17 protein-coding genes and 1 riboswitch are annotated in these 22,874 nt (G+C 37.6%); of the genes, 5 read left to right on the top strand and 12 right to left on the bottom strand.

The genetic code is table 11. The features are described 5' to 3' along the window. Positions 1 to 3: 3 nt before the first annotated feature. From fdnG to J3U35_RS08180, 8 genes are all read right to left on the bottom strand, one after another. Positions 4 to 3,072 (bottom strand): formate dehydrogenase-N subunit alpha, encoded by a 3,069-nt coding sequence (gene fdnG / locus J3U35_RS08215; RefSeq protein WP_267360706.1) that lies wholly within the window; start codon positions 3,070 to 3,072, stop codon positions 4 to 6. A 373-nt stretch (positions 3,073 to 3,445) separates the two neighbouring features. After that, complete coding sequence (gene plsB, locus J3U35_RS08210) at positions 3,446 to 5,863, bottom strand: glycerol-3-phosphate 1-O-acyltransferase PlsB (protein WP_267360705.1); 2,418 nt, start codon at positions 5,861 to 5,863, stop codon at positions 3,446 to 3,448. Between the two features lie 235 nt (positions 5,864 to 6,098). Beyond that, positions 6,099 to 8,141, bottom strand: a complete 2,043-nt coding sequence (locus J3U35_RS08205) for an FAD-dependent oxidoreductase (protein WP_267360703.1) — start codon at positions 8,139 to 8,141, stop codon at positions 6,099 to 6,101. A 213-nt stretch (positions 8,142 to 8,354) separates the two neighbouring features. Beyond that, positions 8,355 to 8,642 (bottom strand): putative quinol monooxygenase, encoded by a 288-nt coding sequence (locus tag J3U35_RS08200; protein ID WP_267360701.1) that lies wholly within the window; start codon positions 8,640 to 8,642, stop codon positions 8,355 to 8,357. A 111-nt stretch (positions 8,643 to 8,753) separates the two neighbouring features. Continuing rightward, positions 8,754 to 9,602: an SDR family NAD(P)-dependent oxidoreductase gene (locus J3U35_RS08195; protein ID WP_220216033.1), complete on the bottom strand. Its 849-nt coding sequence runs from the start codon at positions 9,600 to 9,602 to the stop codon at positions 8,754 to 8,756. A gap of 104 nt (positions 9,603 to 9,706) precedes the next feature. Then, positions 9,707 to 10,471, bottom strand: coding sequence for a type I 3-dehydroquinate dehydratase (gene aroD, locus J3U35_RS08190; protein WP_267360699.1), 765 nt, complete (start codon positions 10,469 to 10,471; stop codon positions 9,707 to 9,709). 134 nt (positions 10,472 to 10,605) lie between these two features. Continuing rightward, entirely contained in the window at positions 10,606 to 11,478 is an 873-nt protein-coding gene (locus tag J3U35_RS08185; RefSeq protein ID WP_267360698.1) for a shikimate dehydrogenase, read from the bottom strand. A 46-nt stretch (positions 11,479 to 11,524) separates the two neighbouring features. Further along, positions 11,525 to 12,346 (bottom strand): sugar phosphate isomerase/epimerase family protein, encoded by an 822-nt coding sequence (locus tag J3U35_RS08180; protein WP_267360696.1) that lies wholly within the window; start codon positions 12,344 to 12,346, stop codon positions 11,525 to 11,527. Positions 12,347 to 12,759: 413 nt separating this feature from the next. On the opposite strand from J3U35_RS08180, the gene J3U35_RS08175 reads away from it, so the two are divergent. Together J3U35_RS08175 and rsmB are read left to right on the top strand one after the other, a co-directional pair. Next, a complete protein-coding gene (locus tag J3U35_RS08175; RefSeq protein ID WP_220216029.1) occupies positions 12,760 to 14,103 on the top strand; it encodes a Na+/H+ antiporter family protein in 1,344 nt (447 codons plus the stop codon). A 27-nt stretch (positions 14,104 to 14,130) separates the two neighbouring features. After that, positions 14,131 to 15,423 carry a 16S rRNA (cytosine(967)-C(5))-methyltransferase RsmB gene (gene rsmB, locus J3U35_RS08170; protein ID WP_267360694.1) on the top strand — a complete coding sequence of 431 codons (1,293 nt, stop codon included), beginning with the start codon at positions 14,131 to 14,133 and terminating at the stop codon, positions 15,421 to 15,423. A gap of 54 nt (positions 15,424 to 15,477) precedes the next feature. On the opposite strand, the gene J3U35_RS08165 is transcribed toward rsmB, so the two are convergent. Beyond that, the gene (locus J3U35_RS08165; protein ID WP_220216027.1) at positions 15,478 to 16,005 is read right to left on the bottom strand and encodes an NAD(P)H-dependent oxidoreductase; all 528 of its coding nucleotides are present in this window, start codon (positions 16,003 to 16,005) and stop codon (positions 15,478 to 15,480) included. A 154-nt stretch (positions 16,006 to 16,159) separates the two neighbouring features. Here J3U35_RS08165 and serB point away from each other — a divergent pair, with 154 nt between their 5' ends. Both serB and radA read left to right on the top strand, forming a co-directional pair. Beyond that, positions 16,160 to 17,134, top strand: coding sequence for a phosphoserine phosphatase (serB, locus tag J3U35_RS08160; protein ID WP_267349584.1), 975 nt, complete (start codon positions 16,160 to 16,162; stop codon positions 17,132 to 17,134). A 9-nt stretch (positions 17,135 to 17,143) separates the two neighbouring features. Then, positions 17,144 to 18,523, top strand: coding sequence for a DNA repair protein RadA (gene radA, locus J3U35_RS08155; RefSeq protein ID WP_267349586.1), 1,380 nt, complete (start codon positions 17,144 to 17,146; stop codon positions 18,521 to 18,523). 82 nt (positions 18,524 to 18,605) lie between these two features. Here the strand turns inward: radA and ppnN are convergent, their stop codons facing one another. Then, positions 18,606 to 19,982 (bottom strand): nucleotide 5'-monophosphate nucleosidase PpnN, encoded by a 1,377-nt coding sequence (gene ppnN, locus J3U35_RS08150; RefSeq protein WP_220217316.1) that lies wholly within the window; start codon positions 19,980 to 19,982, stop codon positions 18,606 to 18,608. 390 nt (positions 19,983 to 20,372) lie between these two features. Next, positions 20,373 to 20,502: riboswitch (molybdenum cofactor riboswitch) on the top strand. Between ppnN and moaA the strand changes: the two genes are divergently transcribed. Next, positions 20,496 to 21,470, top strand: coding sequence for a GTP 3',8-cyclase MoaA (moaA, locus tag J3U35_RS08145; protein ID WP_267360692.1), 975 nt, complete (start codon positions 20,496 to 20,498; stop codon positions 21,468 to 21,470). (Overlaps the previous riboswitch by 7 nt.) On the opposite strand, the gene gluQRS is transcribed toward moaA, so the two are convergent. After that, positions 21,450 to 22,340, bottom strand: a complete 891-nt coding sequence (gene gluQRS, locus J3U35_RS08140) for a tRNA glutamyl-Q(34) synthetase GluQRS (RefSeq protein ID WP_267360690.1) — start codon at positions 22,338 to 22,340, stop codon at positions 21,450 to 21,452. The genes moaA and gluQRS overlap by 21 nt on opposite strands. Positions 22,341 to 22,382: 42 nt before the next feature. Further along, the gene (gene dksA / locus J3U35_RS08135) at positions 22,383 to 22,838 is read right to left on the bottom strand and encodes an RNA polymerase-binding protein DksA (protein ID WP_065559802.1); all 456 of its coding nucleotides are present in this window, start codon (positions 22,836 to 22,838) and stop codon (positions 22,383 to 22,385) included. Positions 22,839 to 22,874: the final 36 nt, after the last annotated feature.

The following is a 22,874-nucleotide window of genomic DNA, read 5'->3' as shown; positions in this document are numbered from 1 at the left end:
TGCCTATGCCACGGTGGTAACTTTTTCGATGTTAACTAAGAATGATTTATATTCTGGCGTTTGTGAATTTGCATCACCTAAATGAGGAGTTAATTCATTGACCAAAAATCCTTTCTTAGTTTGTCCAGTGAATCCCCAAACAATTGGGATTCCAATGGTTTCGATCTCTTTACCGTCTACCGTTAACGTAGGCAAGCGTTTAGTTACAACCGCTTTCGCTTTTATATAGCCTCGATACGAAGTCACTTTAACGGTGTCGCCTAATTTGATTCCTTTTTTATTGGCAAGATTTTCGCTTAGTTCGATAAATTGTTCTGGTTGCGTAATTGAAGCCAATCTTGCGTGTTGTGTCCAAAAGTGGAAATGCTCTGTAATACTGTATGTTGTTCCCACATAAGGAAATTCATCTGCTGAACCTAAACGCGCTAAATCTTCTTTAAATGCTCGAGCAACCGGATTATTGATTTGTTCTGGATGCAACGGATTATTGGTAATTGGCGTTTCAAATGGTTCGTAGTGCTCAGGGAAAGGCCCATCAACCAGACGATTTAAGCAGAATAATCCACCTAAACCATCGTTATTCATAATAAAGGCGCCTGCACCAAAACTTGGAGACAAGGTAGCGGTAAAGTCAGCAACATCATTGCCATCCCAATGAGAACCATTCCATTTTATCAATACTCGGTTTGGATCCCATGGATTGCCGTGTTCATCTGCCGATGCCCGATTATAGAGTACACGTCGATTCATTGGCCATGACCATGCCCAACCAGCATGGATACCTTTACCAGATGGATCTGTTGGATCACGTCTTGCCATTAAATTACCTTGTTCAGTCCACGAACCACAGAATATCCAAATACCTGAAGAGGTGGTACCATCATCTTTAAGCTGAGAAAAACCACTTAATAATTGACCTTTTTTCAGAATCACATTACCGTTGGTATCCGTAAGGTCAGCAAGAGCACGACCATTACACTCTTGGGCTAATTCTTCTGCTGCTGGCCCTTCTGGATCTTGGTAATCCCAAGAAAGATTATTAATTGGTTCATGATAAGCACCGCCTTCTTCAGCATAAAGTTCTTTGATTCTTAGAAAGATACGTGAAATGATTTCGGGGTCATATAGCGATTCATAAGGAGGCTTTGCTGCTGCCCAATGCCATTGTAATAAACGTGATGAATTGACAATCGTACCGTTTTCTTCAGCGAAACAGTTAGTCGGTAATCGAAAGACTTCGGTTTGAATTTTGCTTGAATCGACATCGTTTGACTCACCATGATTTTTCCAAAATTCGGCTGTTTCAGTGGGTAATGGGTCAATGCTCACCAAGAATTTGAGTTTAGATAAACCTTCACGAATACTATTTTTATCAGGTAAGGCAGCAAGTGGGTTGAATCCTTGACAAATAAAACCATTGGCTTGACCATCACGCATCATTTTACTAAAGCGTAAGATATCGTAAGTTTTATCCCATTTAGGTAACCAATCAAATCCCCATTGATTGTCTTTAGTCGCTTTATCACCATACATCGCTTTCATAAAACTGATAAAGAATTTGGGATAGTTACCCCAGAAGTTCACCTCATTGGCGCCTAACGGTTTAGGGGTTTTTTCATCCAGATACTGTTCAAGCGAAACTTGCGAGTCTTTAGGTAAATCCAAATATGCAGGTAAACGATTGGATAAGAGTCCGACATCGGTTAAACCTTGAATATTTGAGTGTCCACGTAAGGCATTAATTCCCCCACCCATGACACCCACATTACCTAAAATAAGTTGAATCATGGCAGCAGTACGAATAATTTGGGTACCATAAGTATGTTGTGTCCAACCTAAGGCATATAAAAATGTTGCTGCTCGGTCATTGGTTTTCGTACTGGCAAGAGACCGACAAACATGTAAAAATCCGTCTATCGGGCTTCCGGTAACTTTGTTTACCATTTCTGGTGTATATCGACTTACATGTTGTTTTAACAGATTCCAAACACAGCGTGGATGCGTGAGTGTTTTATCTCGAAGCACATAACCTTTTTCATCTTTTTGATATGTCCAACTGGCTTGATCATATTGGCGATTATCAGCATTATAGCCACTAAATAAACCACTAGTTTCATCAAAATTAAAGTCATCACTCACAATTAAGCTAGCGTTACTGTGTGTGACTAAATATTCAAAATTAACCTCGTTATGGGTAATGAGATAATTAATAATACCTAGTAAGAAGGCAATATCCGAACCTGCACGAATCGGAACATATTTATCGGCAACCGAAGCCGTGCGGTGAAAACGAGGATCAATAGCGATAAGTTCAGCGCCATTTGTGATTTTAGCTTCAATCGCCCACTTAAAACCAACTGGATGAGCTTCAGCGGCATTTCCACCCATAACGATGACGACATTGGCATTTTTAATGTCATTCCAGTTATTTGTCATCGCACCACGCCCATACGTTGCTGCAAGACTTGATACTGACGGGCCATGACAAACCCTTGCTTGAGTTTCAAGACTTAGCATACCTAATGAGCGAGCTATTTTGAACGCTAGCCAACCCGTTTCATTACTCGCAGCTGAAGTAACCAACCAACCGGTTGATGTCCAGCGATTCACGGTTGTACCTTGTTCATTTTTTTCGATAAAGTTTTTATCTCGGTCTTCTTTCATCAATCGAGCAATACGATCAATCGCTTCATCCCAACTGATACGTTGCCATTGATCAGAGCCAGGAGCACGATATTCGGGATATTTAACACGTTGTTCACTTTTGATATAGTCTAGCACCCCAGCACCTTTTGGGCAGAGTGAGCCACGACTAACTGGATGATCAGGATCGCCTTCTACATGAAAAATAGAAGATTCGGCATTCTTAGCTCCATCTCCTCGACTATAAAGTAACATTCCACAGCCAACCGAACAGTAGGTACAGTTATTGCGGGTTTCTTTCGATTTTAATAATTTGAATTGGCGAGTTTGTGCGAGCGCCACATTGGGAGCAAGTCCAAGCGTGGCAACTGTTGTTCCTGCCATGCCACCAGCGCAGATCTTAAAGAACTGTCTACGGTTAAATAGCATATGAACTCCTTAAAAGCTGACATTACATTTTAATTTATAATATTGGTAGGTACTAATATCCCTATTGGATAATAATTCATAATAATCGTTTATTAATTGGAAATAAAGGAAAAAACAGATATCAATGGTTAAAATTTGACTTTGATCAAAAAATCAGAAGAAAAGATCCGATAATTTTTATTAAATTTTATCTAAAATTGTTAACAGCACTTTGCAATAATTATGTAAAGCGTATCTTAACAAAACTTAAAATTATTATCAATGTACAAGCTATCAAGTGAATCGATTGGTATTGTGGATTTTGCTATATTCAACAATATTGATAGAGTTTGCGACTGATAAAAGGGCAAACTCTATCGATACTAACTCGTGATTAAGGATTAATTTCCTCAATTGTTTGCAAGACTCGATGAGTAATGAGAGGTTTTAAGATATTATTCATGTTTTCAATTTTTTGAAAACTGGCACTATCTTGATCATCCAGATAACCTTGTTCTCGTAGTGATGCAACCAGTGTTGAAAAGACCCCTTTATCAAAAAATTCTGGCGCATTGATTCCATGTAATACCGATAATCTTTCCGCAATTAATCGACCTTCTTTTTCTAAATTAGCTCGACTAATTGAAGGGTCTTTTTGCAAAAGCGAAAAAGCAATCGCGTAACGTTGTAAGGTATCTTTTGATGACGAAGCAATTAACTGTAAACCAGACATTTTTGCATAATTGAGCACTAATTTATCTGACTTACAACTAATTAAATTTAAGTCACAATAGGTGGCGATAATTTGGTTTACATATTCAACTAACTGCGCTTCATTATGATATAAAAACAGTTCAGATTTAATTAATGGGAAAAGCAATTTTACCTGTTCTAAAACCGCTTCTGAGGAGATGCGATTATTCTTCACAAGAATTCTGGCAACGATTGCAGGAATGATCAGCAAATGTTGAATATTATTACGATAATAAGTCATTAAAACCGCTTGTTCAGTGGTTAAACCGACAATTTCGCCAGCCTCATCGGTTGTGATAACAAATTTACCCATTTGTTTAGCATGTTCAAATAGTTCATCTGCGCTTTGAGCGGGAATCGTTATCAAATCAGAATAAGGAATATTTTTTAATAATATAAGAAGATAATTAATATGTTCTATAAGTTTAACTTTAGTTAATGCCCGTTGATCCGCCGCCAATAAGATAGAGCAACATAAATTCATGGCGTTAATAGCTGCTGAGGCATTGATACGCTCCATGATCTGTTTTGCCAGAACATTGGTAGTGGGTGTCAACCAATTTGGGCGAGCGGTGCCAGTTGGTTCAATTGCATCACGCCATTCCGGTATTTGTTGATTTAAAAATTGGTTCAGTGGGATAGGTTGACCAAAATTAACATAGCCAAAACCTAATTTTTTTAATTTTAAAAAGGCTTTTAGCGTACGCCATAAACTCTCTTTTTCTTTTTTTGCGCCGCGTAATTCATTGGCATAAGTCGCCACTTCTAAAACGTGTTCATAACCAATATAAACCGGTACAACGGTGATAGGTCTTGCATCGCCACGCAATAACGTTTGAATGGTCATCATGAGCATGCCTGTTTTCGGATCGAGCAATCTACCGGTACGTGAACGCCCACCTTCGATAAAATATTCAACAGCATAGCCTCGAATAAATAACTCAGCTAAATATTCACGAAAAACGGAAGTATAAAGTTTATTTCCTCTAAATGAACGACGAATAAAGAAGGCACCTAGTCGTCTAAAAATCGGACCAGCAGGCCAGAAGTTCAAGTTGATACCAGCAGCAATATGAGGTGGTACTAATCCTTGTCGATAAAGAACATAAGATAATAAAAGATAATCCATGTGACTGCGATGACACGGTGCATAAACAATTTCATGTCCATTTTGCGCCAGTTCTCGAACTGGATCGGCATTGGTTACTTTTAAACCTTGGTAAAGTCTGTTCCATGCCCAAGTTAGAACAATATCGGTAATTCTTAGCATTCGATAAGAAAAATTAGCGGCAATTTCGTTTAACATTGCCAGTGCATTTTTTTTCGCTTTATCAAGACTAATATTTTTACTTTTGGCTTCTTCTTGAATTGCATCAGAAAGGCTAGGATTAGTTAATAATTTATTCAGCATTTGTTGCCGTACAGGCAGTTTAGGCCCCACTGATGCCATTCTTTGTTTGGTAAAATGAATACGTGCAACTCGAGCAAGCTTATGGGCTAAGACCGAAATATTTTGTTGATTATTGATTTCAATATCTTTTAATGACACGGTTCTTGAAAAACGGGTATAGCAATCTCGACCTGAAACAATGATTTTATATAATTTATAAGTTGCTCCCAGCACTTGTAGAGAAGGGCTTTTTTTGCCTTCTTTATCTGGACTGCGTCCGAACATCACCGAAACCGGTAACATTTGAATATCCAACTCGGGATTTTCTTGATGAGCAGAAATATATTCTCTTAAAATGTCAATTGCTTTTGTTTTTTGTTGATTAGAGGCAAAAATACCCGGGCCTTTATCAATAAAAATATATGAAGGAACCATATTACCATTAATATCGATGCCTTCTAGCGGATCAGGTAAGCCGAACTTGGAACATAAAGAACGAACAACCATAAGATCAATCTTAGAATTATAGGGCAAAACATATAATATGGGTTTATTAGTATCAAGACCTAATTCAGAAACCGGATCTGCTGGTATAGGTTTACTTTTAACAAATAATTTAATTGGGATTTGGATTAGTGAAAAAGAAACTTTAGTCCACCACGAAAACATAAAAATAAACCTCATCGTATTTCGCTAATTATAGGCTTAAATAATGAAATATACTTAATCAAGCTAATACAGAAATTAGTATTTAAATCATAATAGTGAATCTCTCTTATTGTTTAAATAAGAGAGAAAACACTAAGTATATACTTGTTATCATTTAAACGTTAGCTAATTTGCACAATCTTTCGTCGATATAGTTTGAGTTAAATAACTCTATTTATAACGATAGTTGAAAGCATTATAAAGGTTTATTGATATCAACTCCACGAATCTCTTTGTTTTTTATCCTCTCCAATCGTTGGATCAGGGTAATAACATCTCGTCCTTCACGCATGCCATCGATAAGTTTACGAGCTTGTTTACAATCGCCAATTTTATGATAAACATAGTTATTTTTAGTTGCATGTTCAGAAAAAGCTTGGCTAAAGGTGTTTTCACTTAGCATTCCTAAACAGACAAAACCATAATCGAATTCTAATTTAAATTGGTGACCATCTTTATCTTTAACTAAAAAGTGATTTTCAGCGACTTCCAGTAAAGTTGTAGAAAGATGAACATCAACCTGATTATGTTTGAGCATGGTCATCATAGAAATACGACCAATATAATCCAAATCTTCAGCCATAGCAGGCTTCATTTCAACAATGGAAACCGCCTTGGCGTTGTTTTCAGAAAAATATTCAACGACATCCAGCCCGACAGCTCCCCCACCGATGACAACCACTTTTTTATTGGCAATATCGGTAAATTGATTGAAGTCTTCCATGATGTCAAAAATCGAAAATACTTGTCTGTTTGGTGCACTAAGCTGATCGTGTAATCCTTTAATAGGGGGTAATAAAGGTTTTGAACCGGTTGCACTAATCACTAAATCGGGTTGTAATTTTTCGATTATTTCAGGCGTTGCTCGTGTATTAAGATTGATTGTGAGATTTTTTAAACTTTTGGCACGGTTGATAAGAAATTTAGGCAAATCGGCAATACGTTGTTTATATGGAAATCGTGAAATCATCATTGACAGACCACCCAAAAAAGGCTTTTCTTCATATAATGTAACATTACATCCGACTTCTGCTGCTGTGCATGCGGCTTCAAGTCCAGCCGTTCCGCCTCCCACTACAACAACATTAAGCGGGGTTGAGATCTGATAGCGTTTATAGTCTTCATAACTGATAATATCCGGATTAACTGTACAGCGAATTGGTTTAGATCTCGCAATGCGATGATCTGCACAACCAATATTACATGAAATACATTTTCTTAATGTGTCGATTTCGTTATTTTGTACTTTTTCAACCCAATAAGGTTCGGCAATTAGCCCTCGTCCTAAAACGACAAAATCAGCAATCCCTTCTTTAATTGTTTTGGCGATGATTGACGGGTCTCGAAAGTTACCAGACGCAATGGTCGGTTTATTAAATTTATCTCGCACAGCTTTTGCCATGTAAGAACGCCAACCGTCTGGGAGATTCATCTGATCAATCTGAAATTGGATAGTATCATTTTGTGCGGCAGATACATCAAAAACATCCACACCCTCACTCAGGTGTTCTAAAATAGCTAAGGTATCGTCTAAAGTATTTCCTCCATCTACAAAATCGACCGCACTAATCCGTAAAAGGATTGGAAAGAAAGGGCCGACTTTGCTACGCATTTCATCAATAACCAGACGAATTAATCGTGCTCGGTTTTCAATACTGCCTCCAAATTCATCTGTACGGTTGTTATACAGCGGTGATAAAAATTGACTCAGCAAATATGAGTGTCCGGCATGAATTTCAACAGCATCAAAACCGGCTCTTTGGGCTCTGTGAGCTGCTAGTCCATATTGTTTAACAATATCATGAAGCTCTTCAATCGTTGCTGGTCTGGGAATATTGCCACCTGTTTTAGATGGTATATTGGATGAAGAAATAGGTTGCAAGCCATTTAAGCGACCGGGGTAAGCGGATGCGCCTGCATGATTAATTTGTACTGCGACCGATGCCCCATGTTTGTGCATACGTTCAGTAAATTTATACAATCCGGGAATGTATTGATCGTTGTCGATTCTCAGTTGTGTGGTACCGTTAGTACCATAAGGAAAATCAACGCATACGTTTTCAAGGATAATAAGCCCAGTTCCGCCTTTTGCTCGTTGTTCATAGTATTGAATATGGTCATCCACCATTTCGCCATGTAATGTGGCAAAGTTAGTCCCTATCGGTGGCATGACAATTCTGTTGCGTATAGTTGTTTTATTAATTACAAACGGTTCAAATATAGCTGAAAAATTGGGCATATTTGTCTCCTTTTTATTTAAATAATTTCTCTATCAAACATTGCAAAATAGTCTTCTAAACGTGTTAAAGTTAATAATAAATCCATTGCTAACTTATGCTTATATTTTATAGATCAAGTTTAATTTATTCATTTTATCTATAAATAGATGAAAACTAGAATGGCTCGCGTTATGCTAAGCGCGAGCCATTACGAGAATTCGTTATCTATTTAATTAGAATTTTTTCGTTTTATACCATTTTCTATCGACTAATTTATTCTCTAAGAATTGTTTAAATTCCATAAAATGAGCAGTCGTGTTATGAAACTCCATGGCAGCTTGGTTTGCCCATATTTCTGAGAAAATAAAAATATGTTGGTTATTGGTATCCAGACTGAGTTCATAACGAATGCAACCAGCTTCTTTTCTGCTTTCATTCCGCACTTTTAGGGCAGCTTGTTGATATTCCTTTACCCACTCTGGTTTTACCTCATGTATTGCAATAATATTTAGCTCACACATCGATACTCCTTATGGTTATTCTCTATTTTGATTATGGTTTTCAAATCCTAAAAAGCCAATTAACCACCATGATCACGGTCGTGAGCTATAAGCCTAATTGACTGATATTTTTTATTTGTTCGATGCTTTCGAAGCCGCATGTTGTTGTTCTGCAAATTGGCGACGACCACCTGGACGTGGGACTAAATCTCCAAGCATCACTTCGTAACCACCATCAACCACAAGCTCAGTACCATTTGAATAATCAGAACGTTTACTTGCCAAATATAAAACAGCATTAGCAATATCAATGGTTTCACCAATACGACGGCTGGCAATCATACGGGTACGACCTTGTTCAACTTCTTTATCTTCATAGAATTTTTTTGATAAAGGTGTTTTGACAAAACATGGACAGACTGCATTACTGCGAATACCAAATTGTCCCCATTCAGCAGCAAATTGTTTAGACATCATCGAAACCCCAGCTTTGGTTGAACTGTAAGCACCACTGTAAGTTTCAGGCGTGTGCGACGCCACCGTTGAGATATGCACCATACGACCTGATTTTTGCTCAATCATTAAACGCCCAAAACGTTGAGACATAAGGAAATATCCTGTTAGGTTAATATTAACGGTAGTATTCCATTCATCAAGAGGAAGGTCTTCAATCGGACAAAAACGTAAAATCGCTGCGGTATTAACCAGTACATCACAACGTCCAAATTCTTGTTTTACTTTTGCGACCGCTGCATCTACTTGTGCTTCGTTAGTGGTATTACAGGCAAGACCAATTGCTTTTATACCGTATTCATTACTTAACGATTTAGCGAGTTGTTGACATTTTGTTTCATCTAAATCGATAAGTACAAGATTCGCTTTTTGTTTAGCAAATTCACGGCAAATTTCGGAGCCCATGCCACCAATTGCACCTGTGATGACACAAACATCATTTTCTAATCCTAACCAACTTTGGCTCATAAAAACTCCTATTGTTCAACTTGATAACTTTTATTTATACTTTCTTCGCATATCTTTATATTTGATTAAATCTTAATGTCAAAGTAAGTACCAAATTATTTAACCTACTGTTTACTTTGATACAACACATCTAAAATATAACGTAACTGTTTGACATCTAATTGCCCCGGTGCTGAGGCATTTTTAGCTGCTCCAAATGTCATTGCTGAACCAAATGTTGTTCCTGCCACTCGGCTAATTGCCCCCAGCCCTGCCATTGACATGGTAATGATGGGTCTGGTTGCATATTTTTCATTCATTTCTGTGGTTGCCGCTAATAAGGTAAGGACGTCATCTGTGGTCTGTGGCATAACCGCAATTTTGGGAATATCAGCACCTAAATCTTGCATTTTACGTAATCGAGAAATGATATCGTTTTTCGCAGGAGTTTTTTCAAAGTCATGGTTGGATGTGACAACCAATACATTATGTTGATGCGCTACATTAATAATTTCTTCTACGTATTGATCGCCGATAAAGACTTCAACATCGATCAGATCGACCAGTCCACTCTTAGCTATTTCTTTGTTTAATTCAAGATAAGCGGTTAGAGGCCATGGTTTTACTCCACCTTCATTAGCGGTACGAAAGGTAAATAAAATAGGTTTGCTCGGTAATAAGGTTGCAATTTTTTTAGCAACAGTTTTCACAGCATCAATATTATCAACTTGGGTGAAGTGATCCACTCGCCACTCTAAAACGTCAAAATCTATCGATTGTAAAAATGTGACTTCATCAAGTAGTTCGGTTTCAGTTTTCCCTACAATTGGGACAATAATTTTCGGCGCACCCGATCCTATAACTAGATTTTTGGTTGTAACTGTTTTCATTTTATATCCTGTTGGTAAAAGATTATGTTTATAATGTTTAATCTTATATTGTGTGATGCAAATCAGACAATAACATAAAATAATCTGCTAACTTATTTTTAATTGGATTATTAGGTAAAAAGATTACTTATCGACTAATCATTAAATCCCATTTTTTCTTTTACATACTCAATAGGTGCATCTTCACCCGTCCAAATTTTGATTTGCGCTGCACCTTGCCAAAGCATCATGCCAATCCCATTTAAGGTTTTACAACCTTGCTGTTCTGCGATTTCAAGCAATTTGGTCTTACGTGGGCTATAAATACAGTCTGTTACGACAAGATCCGGTCTTAACATCGTTGGATCGGTAATTAAACTTTGCCCTTCTAATGGTTTCATTCCAACACCTGTAGCGTTACAAAGTACTTCACTGGTGGCAATGGCTTGACGGAGTTGCTCTTTATCAGCAAGGTCGGTCACACTGACTTTACATGGTGTGTTTTCATTTAATTTTTTTGCAATTGCTTCAATTTTTGCATAGCAGTCATCTTTCTGATTGAAGATGGCGATCTCTTTCACACCATCAAGTGCAGCTTGTACTACAATAGCTGTTGCTGCACCGCCTGCACCAAGAATCGTCATTTTTTTACCTATGACATCAATGCCTGCTTCTTTCAACATGCGCATATAGCCAATGCCGTCGGTGTTATAACCGGTTAATATGCCGTTATCATTCGAAATTGTATTGCAAGCCCCACTCATTTCAACCGCAGGTGTTAACTTATCAAGATATTGGCAAACCAATTGTTTATTGGGCATCGATACCGCACTACCTCGCAAACCTAAGGCACGAAGACCTTTTATTGCATCGGGTAATTTTTCTTGATCAACTTCAAAAGCCAAATAAATATAAGGAATATTTAGTTTTGAATAAATAGTGTTTTGCATTTGCGGTGATAAACTGTGACGTATTGGATAAGCCATTAAACCAATCAATAAATAATGGCCGTCAATATTATTTCTCATTAAAAATTCTCCACTACACACTTTTTTTTCAATAAAGCGTTAACAATTAAGATTGTTCAGCAACACGTTTTAATAATGTACGTGTATCTTCAATATACATTTTAGCGCGTTCAATTGGGGATTTAGATAAAGCTAATTCGTCATTACAACATTCAATTGAAATCGGCATTTCAGGTAAAGCTTTCAACAAAGATACGAGGTCAATACCACCACGCCCCGGGGATAAACGATAGTTACGGGCTTGATAAAGTAGTCCTTCTGTGTCTTGAGGTTTTTCTTTAGTACCATCACACAGTTGCATATAACGCCAACAATCTTTAGGTACTTTTTTCAAATCGTCAAGGGTATTTGGACCTCGATCAAAATGCAGGGGATCAATTATCATACCTTGATTGTTTTGATTCGCTTTTTTTAGCAGTTCAACACCGGCATTGACGCCAGGGATGTTTGTCCATGGCATCGGTTCGATATTGATGGCAATGCCAAGGGGAGCGGCAATGTCACAAAGCTGGGCAAAATTATCGGCTAATCGATTTTGATCGGGATCGTTACCCGCCAAAAGTACCTGACTGGCACCTAATCTTGCGCCTGTTTCCAGTACGGGTAAAAAGTTAATGACACGGGTATCGGGTTTTAAACGGAAGATTTCTATATCTAATACCTTAATTCCTGTCTCTTTTAAACGGCGTTCAATTTCTCGAACCAATGGCGTATCGCCGACGGTCGCATATACCGGTTCAGTTGGCGTAGCCGGTATAAGCCTCAAACCGACATGAGTATAACCCGCTTCTGCTGCAACGAGGACTTGGTTAGCAGGTGAAACATCTAAGACAGTTAACGCTGCCAATCCAATTGGACGGTTAGACATATCTTTCTCCTTAATTAAAAATTTAATTCATCTAAAGCATAAAATTAGTGTAATTTTTAAATAAGCCACATTATGATTCATTATTATATTTCTATAAATATAATGATTTCTATTAAAAATATCTATTATTTAAAATAGCCATTTATTCTGTAATTAGCAAGGATAAAAAAAGGATTTTTATCAAAATGAGATCTTTATCAATAAAAAATTAATCAGACAGTTATAAAAAATATGGGGAGTTTATTGAGCAATGTGTTGATTTTGCTTTTTATTTTAATCTGTCACTTAAAATCCATTTAGACGTCAACTATTTTTAGAATAATCATGGTTAAAAGTCAGCATTTACTATCAATTGCACTTTCTATAGTCATCCACTAAAATAATTAACTTTGTTTATTTAAGAGAATATATCTATGAATACAGTTTTTGAGCTTTTATCGTCAATAAACGCTGTGGTTATTGCGGTAATTTGTATGTTAATTTTATCTCTTTGCCGTGTTCATGTGGTAATTAGCTTAATTATTGGTGCCTTTGTTGGTGGTTTATTTAGCCATTTAACGTTAAAACAAACAATTGATGCATTCAATACAGGTATTAGCAATGGTGCAAATATCGCTCTTTCTTATGCTATGCTTGGTGCTTTTGCGGTTGCAATTTCAAAATCGGGATTGCCTGAATTATTAGCTGATAAAGCGGTTAAACAGTTGACAACGAGCAGTGCTAAAAAACGCATAAAATGGTTATTAATTATTATTATTGCTTTGGTCAGTATTTCTTCACAAAATATCATACCTATCCATATTGCTTTTATTCCACTGTTAATCCCACCACTATTATATGTGATGTCTCGATTACAGTTAGATAGACGAATGATTGCCTGTATAATGACATTTGGACTCATTACACCTTATATGTTCTTACCGGTTGGTTTTGGTAATATCTTTTTAAATCAAATTTTATTAAAAAATATCACTGCATCTGGCATGGATGTTAGTCATGTGAATGTAATGCATGCTATGGCGATACCAGCGCTAGGGATGTTTGTTGGGCTACTTTGGGCAATTTTTGTCAGTTACCGTAAACCAAGAGAATATAAAATTATTCGTGAAGAGACGAATTTAGAAACGGTAAATAGTGTAAATAAGCGTTCACTTATTGTGTCTTTATTGGCGATTGTTCTCTCTTTTGCTATCCAACTTTATACAGGTTCAATGATTTTAGGAGCGCTAATTGGTTTTATTTGCTTTATTGTTTCGGGAACCATTAAATGGGGTGAAGCAGACGGCGTTTTTACCGATGGCATTAAAATGATGGCCATGATTGGTTTTGTTATGATTTCTGCCCAAGGCTTTGCCGAAGTGCTAAAACAAACAAATGATATTGAACCGTTAGTGATTAACAGTGCTGCTTTATTCGCGGGTAATAAAGTTATTGCTTCATTTATGATGATGTTAGTCGGATTGGTGATCACGTTAGGTATCGGTTCGTCATTCTCGACGGTGCCTATTATTGCGGCAATCTATGTCCCACTTTGTATTCAACTTGGCTTTTCACCTATTGCAACAGTCTGTTTAATTGGTGCTTCTGGAGCGATTGGTGATGCTGGTTCTCCACCTTCTGACACCATTTTAGCAACGTCGGCTGGGCTTAATAGTGATGGTCAGCATGATCATATTCGTGATAGTGTTATTCCAACATTCACCCATTTTAATATCCCTTTATTTATTGCGGGTTGGGTTGGATCGTTAATTCTGTAATAACATTAATAAAGGCTGTCATTGCTTATGAATAACAAGTTATATCAAAATATCCGAGCGGTTTGTGCTCAGGCTATTTTTAATGTGTTGGAAGAAGGGCAATCGCTTAGTTCTGCATTGATGACTTTAAATCCTAAAATTGCCGATAAAGATAAAGCGTTAGTTCAAGAAATCTGTTTCGGGGTAATGCGGGTATTACCTGAACTGAATTTCTATATTCATAGCTTGATGAACAAAGTGCTTACTGGTAAAAATAGAGTTTTACACTATTTATTGTTAGTGGGTGTTTACCAAGTTCTCTATACCCGTATTCCGGAGCATGCAGCAGTAGGAGAAACAGTTAACGCGGTTAAGGAATTAAAAAAAATCGCTCTCAAAGGATTAATTAATGGTGTGTTGCGGGAATTTTTACGTCAACAAGCTGTTTTAATAAACCAATTCACGCAAGACAGTAAACAAGATACAGCCCGAACTCTCCATCCGACGTGGTTACTAACGCGTCTTAAGCAAGCCTATCCACAGCAGTGGCAAGCAATTGTTGCTGCTAATAATCAAAAACCTCCGATGTGGTTGCGAGTGAATCTTAATCACTATTCAGTGAGTGAGTACCAACAACTACTTACCGAAGCAGGCATTGAATCGCAAGTTTTTACCGATATACCTTCTGCCATTAGGTTATTACAACCTGTTAATGTAAACAAATTGCCCTATTTTTCTGAAGGTGCGGTGACCGTACAAGACTTGTCTGCACAATATGCGGCTTATCTACTTGCCCCGCAAAATGGCGAGCAAATTTTAGATATGTGTGCCGCACCTGGTGGTAAAACTACACATATTTTAGAAGTCGCCCCAAATGCTCAAGTATTAGCGGTTGATGTTGATGCAAGTCGTGCTAAACGGATTAAAGATAATTTAACGCGTTTAAAACAATGTGCTGAAGTGAAAGTTGGTGATGGATTAACGCCAGAAAAATGGTGCGCAGGGCGTCAATTTGACCGGATTTTACTTGATGCCCCATGTTCAGCTACGGGCGTTATTCGGCGTCATCCAGATATAAAATGGTTACGTCGTGATAGTGATATAGCCCAACTCACTGAGTTACAACATGCGATCTTAACGAATATTTGGCCTTATTTAAAAACAGGTGGTACTTTAGTCTATGCGACTTGTTCAATTCTTCCAGAAGAGAATAGATTGCAAATTGAGCGTTTTTTACATGAAAATAGTGATGCAAAATTGCAAGGCGAGGTTAAACAGTTTTTACCTACCGACAACGGCGGTGATGGGTTTTTTTATGCGGTTTTAACCAAACATAGCTAACAGAACGTTTAATGTGATGATGTCTGCCTCACGCTATATCATCACATTTTGTCATTAGCAGTAACTTTTTATCAATTCAGCTAATTCCTGTCCATGTTTTAAGGCTTTGGTTCTTATTTCTGTTTTATCATCAAATGGCGATACACCATATAATAATGCTGGTGGTAGATATTCCATTTGTATATACAGAGACGAAAATTTTACTGATTCAAGAAAGTGGTCAATTAAATTTTCACCGTATTCTTGGTAACTTTTTTGCCCTATTGTTAAACTCTGCAATAACTTTTTACCTTTTAATTTATCACCTTGTGAGCCATAAGCAAATTGGTAAGTCAACACTTCATCAAACCATAACTTTAATATAGCTGGCATATTAAACCAATACATAGGATATTGAAGAATGATAAGATCATGTCTCAATAATGCGGCTTGTTCTTGTTCTACATCGATTTGATAATTAGGGTAAAGTTGATGTATATTTCGGATTTCAAGATCGGTAACAGTTTGCTGTAATGTCTCAATAATTGTTTTGTTAGCAATGGATTGCGCCATATTGGGATGGCCTAAAATCATTAATGTCATAGTAATTTCCTTTCCTTTTAGTTAATAAAATGCACGTTATTCAATACTATATACTAGTATAAAATTAAATTATAGGATAATTATTGCTCACTTGGACAATTTTTAGTAGATGTGGTAAATTCTCGGTTTATTTTGTGTTATAAAGATATTTGTAATGGCTTATACTCTCACCTATAGTGATCTCCCCGAAAATATTCAAAACTGGCAAGGTTTACCATTATCTTTGAATGGTTGTGAAGTGGTTCCGCTTGACTATAATGCAGGTAAAACAGGTTGGATCATCTATGGTAAAAAATTAAATAAAACGATACTGTCAAAATTCCAAAATCAGTTGGCGATGCCAATGGTGATAGTTTCTTCTTGGAAAATTAAAACTTACCAAATTGTCCGGATTGCTGGCGTTATGCCTAAAAAGGCAAAATCGATTTCCCTAGCATTAGGCATTGATGTATCACCTATTGATAATTTACCCACCTTACACTCACCGGGTTTGCTTGTTATGGATATGGATTCCACGGCGATTAAAATTGAATGCATCGATGAACTTGCCAAATTATATGGTGTTGGACATCAGGTAGCGGCTGTCACCGAGCAAGCTATGCGGGGCGAGTTAGACTTTGCGACCAGCTTACGTAAGCGAGTTGCAACCTTGAAAGGGGCTCCTCAAGAACTCTTACAGCAAGTAAAAAATGGATTACCTTTGACATCGGGACTGACTTATCTAGTTAAAGAATTACAAAAAAGAAATTGGTATGTCGCTATCGCATCAGGGGGATTTACCTATTTTGCCGACCATTTAAAACAAAAATTAAAATTGGTCGATGCTTATGCAAATGAGTTAGAAATCAAAAATGATAAATTAACCGGTAAAGTAACGGGTCAAATAGTCGATGCCAAATTTAAAGCTCGAACATTACAGAATTTAGCTGCATCGTTAGATATACCCATTGAACAAACGGTTGCTATTGGCGATGGTGCGAATGATTTAATGATGATTCGAATTGCAGGTCTTGGTGTGGCTTATCATGGTAAACCTAAAGTGGTTGAAAAGGCACGAATTAGCATTAATTATGCAGATTTAACTGGATTATGGTGTATCTTATCGACCAGTTTATTAAGTGAAGGTTAGGAGATTAAGTTGGCAAAAACCGTTAAACGTGCTTTTGTTTGTAATGATTGTGGTGCAGATTATCCTCGTTGGCAAGGTCAATGTAGTGCATGTCATGCTTGGAATACCATTACCGAAGTTAGGCTGGCAAGTGCATCATCACGCAATGATCGGTTAACCGGTTATGCAGGTAGTGGCGTTGGACAGGCAAAAATTCAAAAACTGTCTGAAATTAGTTTAGAAGCGTTGCCTAGATTCTCTACCGGCTTTTCCGAATTTGACCGAGTGTTAGGGGGCGGTGTTGTCCCTGGTAGTGCAATTCTCATTGGGGGTAATCCAGGTGCCGGTAAAAGTACCCTGTTATTACAAACCATGAGTAAGCTTTCAACTCAAATGAACACCCTTTATGTGACGGGCGAAGAGTCCTTACAGCAAGTGGCTATGCGTGCTCATCGCTTAGGACTACCAACCGATAATATTAATATGCTGTCAGAAACCAGTATTGAGCAGATCTGTTTGCTGGCTGAACAATCACAACCTAAACTCATGGTTATTGATTCCATTCAAGTTATGCATCTTGCCGACATTCAATCATCGCCGGGGAGTGTCGCTCAAGTGCGGGAAACCGCTGCTTATTTAACTCGTTTTGCTAAAACCAAAGGCATAGCCATTATTATGGTTGGACATGTTACTAAAGATGGGTCACTTGCCGGTCCTAAAGTCCTTGAACACTGCATCGATTGTTCAATTTTATTAGATGGTGATGCGGATTCCAGATTTAGGACGTTGCGTAGCCATAAAAACCGGTTTGGTGCAGTAAATGAATTAGGCGTTTTTGCCATGACCGAGCAAGGATTGAAAGAAGTCAGTAATCCATCAGCGATTTTTTTAAGTCGTGGGGATGAAATGCTACCCGGTAGCTCGGTGATGGTGTTATGGGAAGGGACACGTCCATTATTGGTTGAGATTCAAGCGCTGGTAGACCATTCAATGTATGGGAATCCAAGACGCGTAACAGTTGGGCTTGATCAGAATCGATTAGCCCTTTTACTGGCGGTCTTGCATCGGCATGGTGGATTACAAATGGCTGACCAAGACATTTTCGTTAATGTCGTCGGTGGTGTAAAAGTTACTGAAACCAGTGCCGATTTAGCATTGATTGCCGCCTTAGTATCAAGTTTTCGAAATCGTCCACTGCCACAAGATGTGGTTATTTTTGGCGAGATTGGCTTAGGTGGCGAGATTCGCCCTGTGCCAAGTGGTCAAGAGAGGATTTCTGAAGCGGCAAAACATGGCTTTAAAAAAGCGATAGTACCGATTGCCAATATGCCTAAAAAGAGACCTGAAAATATGCAAGTTTTTGGTGTCAAAAAAGTTTCTGAAGCTTTAGATATTTTGAATGATTTATAGCTAATTGGTTGATGCGTCTGTTATTTTGCCGATAAAAAATACCGGCAAAATAACAGTTGAATAAGCTATTTTAGATGATGTATTAATAACAGATCTCATAACAAGGTTGATAAGCCGTTCCACCCGGTAATTTCATCCGATCTTGTTTAACAAAGCTACGTAATAAATCATCCAACTGTTTCATTATTTCCTTATCGCCTTGTAACTTATAAGGGCCTCGTTCAGCAATTTGTTTCATACCAAACTCCTTCACATTACCGGCAACAATTCCCGAAAATGCCCGACGTAAATCAGCGGCTAATAATTCCACAGGCTGATCTTTGTGTAAATTCAATGAAGCCATATTCTCATGAATGGGTTCAAAAGGTTGTTGTAACGAACCATCAATTTTAAGGAGCCAGTTAAAACCGTAAGCATCACCTGTTTTTAAGCGTGAGGATTTTACATGTTTAACCCCTTTTTTCATAATACGCGCAACTTGTTCTGGGGAATCAATAATAATTTGATAAAGCTTGGTGGCTTCTTCGCCTAAGGTTTGACGAATAAAGTCATCAATGGCAGCAAAATAGCCTTCGCATTCTTTAGGGCCAGTTAAGATAAGTGGCAATGTCTGATCTTTATTTGCTGGGTTTAACATAATGCCTAAAATATAGAGCAGTTCCTCAGCAGTACCCGGACCACCAGGGAAGATAATAATACCGTGTGCCATACGGACAAAAGCTTCAAGCCGTTTTTCAATATCTGGCATGATGATAAGCTCATTGACCAAGGCATTAGGTGGTTCAGCGGCAATAATTGAAGGTTCAGTCATCCCAATAAAACGGCTATCTTTATAGCGTTGCTGAGCGTGACCAACAGCGGCGCCTTTCATAGGGGCTTCCATAATGCCGGGGCCACAGCCAGTGCAGATATTAAGCTCACGTAGCCCTAACTGCATACCGACTTGACGGGCATAATAATATTCGTTTTCATTAATTGAGTGACCACCCCAGCAAACCACAAGATTAGGCTCTTCGCCGACATGTAGCGCATTAGCATTACGTAAAATCGAAAAAACCAAATTAGTAATATAATAGGAATGATCTTTATCAAGGTTGACATTCGACACTAATTGCTTAACAGCACTGATTTGACTATTTAAAAAAAGAATATCTCGCAACACCGCAAAAAGGTTAGCTTGAATTGAACGGATGATGCGTTTATCTACAAAAGCACTTTCCGGCGCATCGATGAGCTCTAGCTTAACGCCTCGTTCTTTACTAATCACATTAATTTCGAACGATTGAAACCTATCTAATAGCTCTTTCGTATTATCGGTTTTACTACCTGCATTCAGTGTTGCCAATGAGCAATTTCGAAATAATTGATATAATTCACTATTTGCTGATCTCTTCAGAATATCCACTTCAGCTTGAGCGAGTAAATCCATAGATCCTAATGGACTTATATGGGTGGTAATCATCACAACCTCCATTTGACGGTTTTATCGACAAAGGAGTTATTATATACTCAAACAGATTGAATAAGTAAAGTTTATAAAATGAACTTTTTTCAATTTTATCGTAATTATCCTATTGAATAATTGAAATACAGCAAAAGGATTGATTTATCATAATTAAATTTATTTGATATTAATATACCTCTGACTTTATTTGAATGTGAATAAATCAATTAATATTGTTGTGCTAAATGATTAATTTAAAGCGAATAATCGTTGAGAAAGCAGTAATTGTTATTCTAAATAGTTGAGAATGGTGAAAACAGTGATGAATCAACTTAACCTTAGAATTTTATTCAGAATGTTCGAATTGATTAATTGATTATAGTCAAAAAATATTGTCTATGTTAGACTAAACCAAACTCTGAAGCTTTTTTACCTAAGTGTTGCCTTGGCCTGTTTCATATGGTGAATTAGCCGCGGTATAGCGCAGAAATGGCTATGCTTCCCGATTTGGATAAGGTGTTTTTTTATATGCAATTAGTGGATAATTATCAGCGTCGATTTCAATATCTGCGCTTGTCGATTACCGAACTATGTAATTTTAAATGTCAGTATTGTTTACCCAATGGTTATCATCCGAATAAGCTTCACCATTTTTTATCGCTTAATGAAATTGATAATATTGTGTCAATATTTGCTGAGCTTGGTGTTCATAAAATTCGACTTACAGGTGGTGAACCGACATTACGTCGAGATTTTACCGAAATTTTGTCGGTTATTTCGGCTTATCCCAGTATTCGTGAGCTTGCTATCACGACCAATGGCACACGGTTATTAAAAAATATCAACCATTGGCATCAAGCCGGTTTAAATTCAATCAACATTAGTATAGATAGTTTTTCCCCTCATATATTCAAACTAATCACAGGTCAAGATAAGCTGAAAGAGCTGATTGCTGGCGTTGAAAAAACGTTAGAAATTGGCATACCGAAAGTGAAGATTAATACTGTTTTAATGAAAGATCTCAATAGCCATTTATCAGACTATTTATCTTGGATTAAATACAGACCAGTTGAGTTGCGTTTTATCGAGCTTATGGAAACCAATGAAAGCCGTAATTTATTTCATCGTTATCACTTAGCTGGTCAATCAATTGAACGTCAATTAATTGAGCAAGGTTGGCAGTTACAACCGAAGCAAGCTCTATCAGGGCCGGCAAAAGTTTATGCACATGATGATTATCAAGGTAAAATTGGTCTTATCATGCCATATTCAAAAGATTTTTGTAAAAGTTGCAATCGATTGCGAGTGTCATCAATTGGGCAGTTACACTATTGTCTGTTTGGTGATTCGGCGATTGATTTACGTGATTTACTGGTCAGTGCAGACCAAAAAGCACAACTTAAATCACGCATTCTTGCTTCATTGGTAGTCAAACCAGAAAAACATCGATTACACGATAATCAAGTGGGTATGGTGCCTAATTTATCTTACATTGGTGGTTAATACTGCATTTTGTTTCGGGATAGTTGAAAGCTGCCAATGTGCTATTGCCCAATCTAACAATTGTTGTTGGGTTGCATCTTGCCAATCTTGTGGTATCTGTTGCCCTAAAAATTGCAGTGCTTGAATGGTTAATGAGGTTGGATTATCCAATTTGATTGGTTTAGCATGATTTTGTTTCGACAGCTTATTACCATTATGATCTAAGACGAGTGGTAAATGGCAATAGGTTGGAACAGTAAAGCCTAACTGTTGATAAAGTGATATCTGTTTTGCGGTAACCGGTAGCAAATCAGCACCACGAACTATTTCGGTAATGCCTTGCTGATGATCATCCAGAACGACGACCAAATTATAAGCAAATAGTCCATCTTTTCGATGAATAATAAAATCTTCTTGCGCACTTGCTGGTTCAATTGTTTGTAATCCAAGAATGTTATCTTCAAATTCAAAGATTGGATGGGTTTGCTTTAACCGAATGGCTAAATGCTGCTGGTGGTTCGGGGTTAAATTTCGCTGACGGCAAAAGCCATCATAAATATGATTGGTAAGATGATGGATTCGTTGTCTCGAACAGTCGCAATAGTAGGCTTGCTGTTTGGATAGTAATGATTGCAATACCGATTGATAACGTTCACTACATGTTGATTGGTATAGAACATCATCATCCCAAAACAGATTGAATATTTCTAATGTTTTTAAAATGAGTGAGGATGCACCTTTGACTTCGCGTGGTGGATCGATATCTTCAATACGGACTAACCATTTACCTTGATAAGCTTTAGCTTGTAAATAGCTACCGAGAGCCGTCACCAACGAACCAAAATGTAATGGTCCGGATGGTGAGGGAGCAAAACGACCAATATAGCACATGGGCTTATCTGGTAGTGTAATGTTTGAGGAAAGTAATTAAAATTACATTCCCATTTGTTTTTCGCGAAGTTCCGCTAACGTTTTACAATCGATACATAGATCCGCCGTAGGTCTAGCTTCAAGGCGACGAATACCAATCTCAACGCCACAAGATTCACAAAAACCAAAATCATCAGTTTCAATTTTCTTTAATGTCTTTTCAATTTTTTTGATCAGTTTACGTTCTCTATCGCGTGCTCTTAACTCTAGACTGAACTCCTCTTCTTGAGTTGCTCGGTCAGCTGGATCTGGAAAATTTGCAGCCTCATCTTGCATGTGCGAGACTGTTTTGCCCATTTCGCCTTGTAATTGCGCAAGCCATGCTTCTAAGATAAGTTTGAAATGTTTCAATTGCTTAGGGTTCATATACTCCTCGCCTTTCGCCTCTTTATAAGGCTCAAGCCCAGCAATTGAAAGCAGGCTAAGAGAAGATGTATTAACTTTTTGTTCCTTTTTCACAGCAATCCCCTTAAGTACAGATTATTTGCAAGCGCT

This window comes from Gilliamella sp. B2717, from assembly GCF_026536675.1.
GTDB classification, from domain to species: Bacteria; Pseudomonadota; Gammaproteobacteria; order Enterobacterales; family Orbaceae; genus Gilliamella; species Gilliamella apicola_I.
The sequence above is the reverse complement of the archived record's forward strand: the minus strand, read 5'-3'. Positions and strand labels throughout refer to the sequence as shown.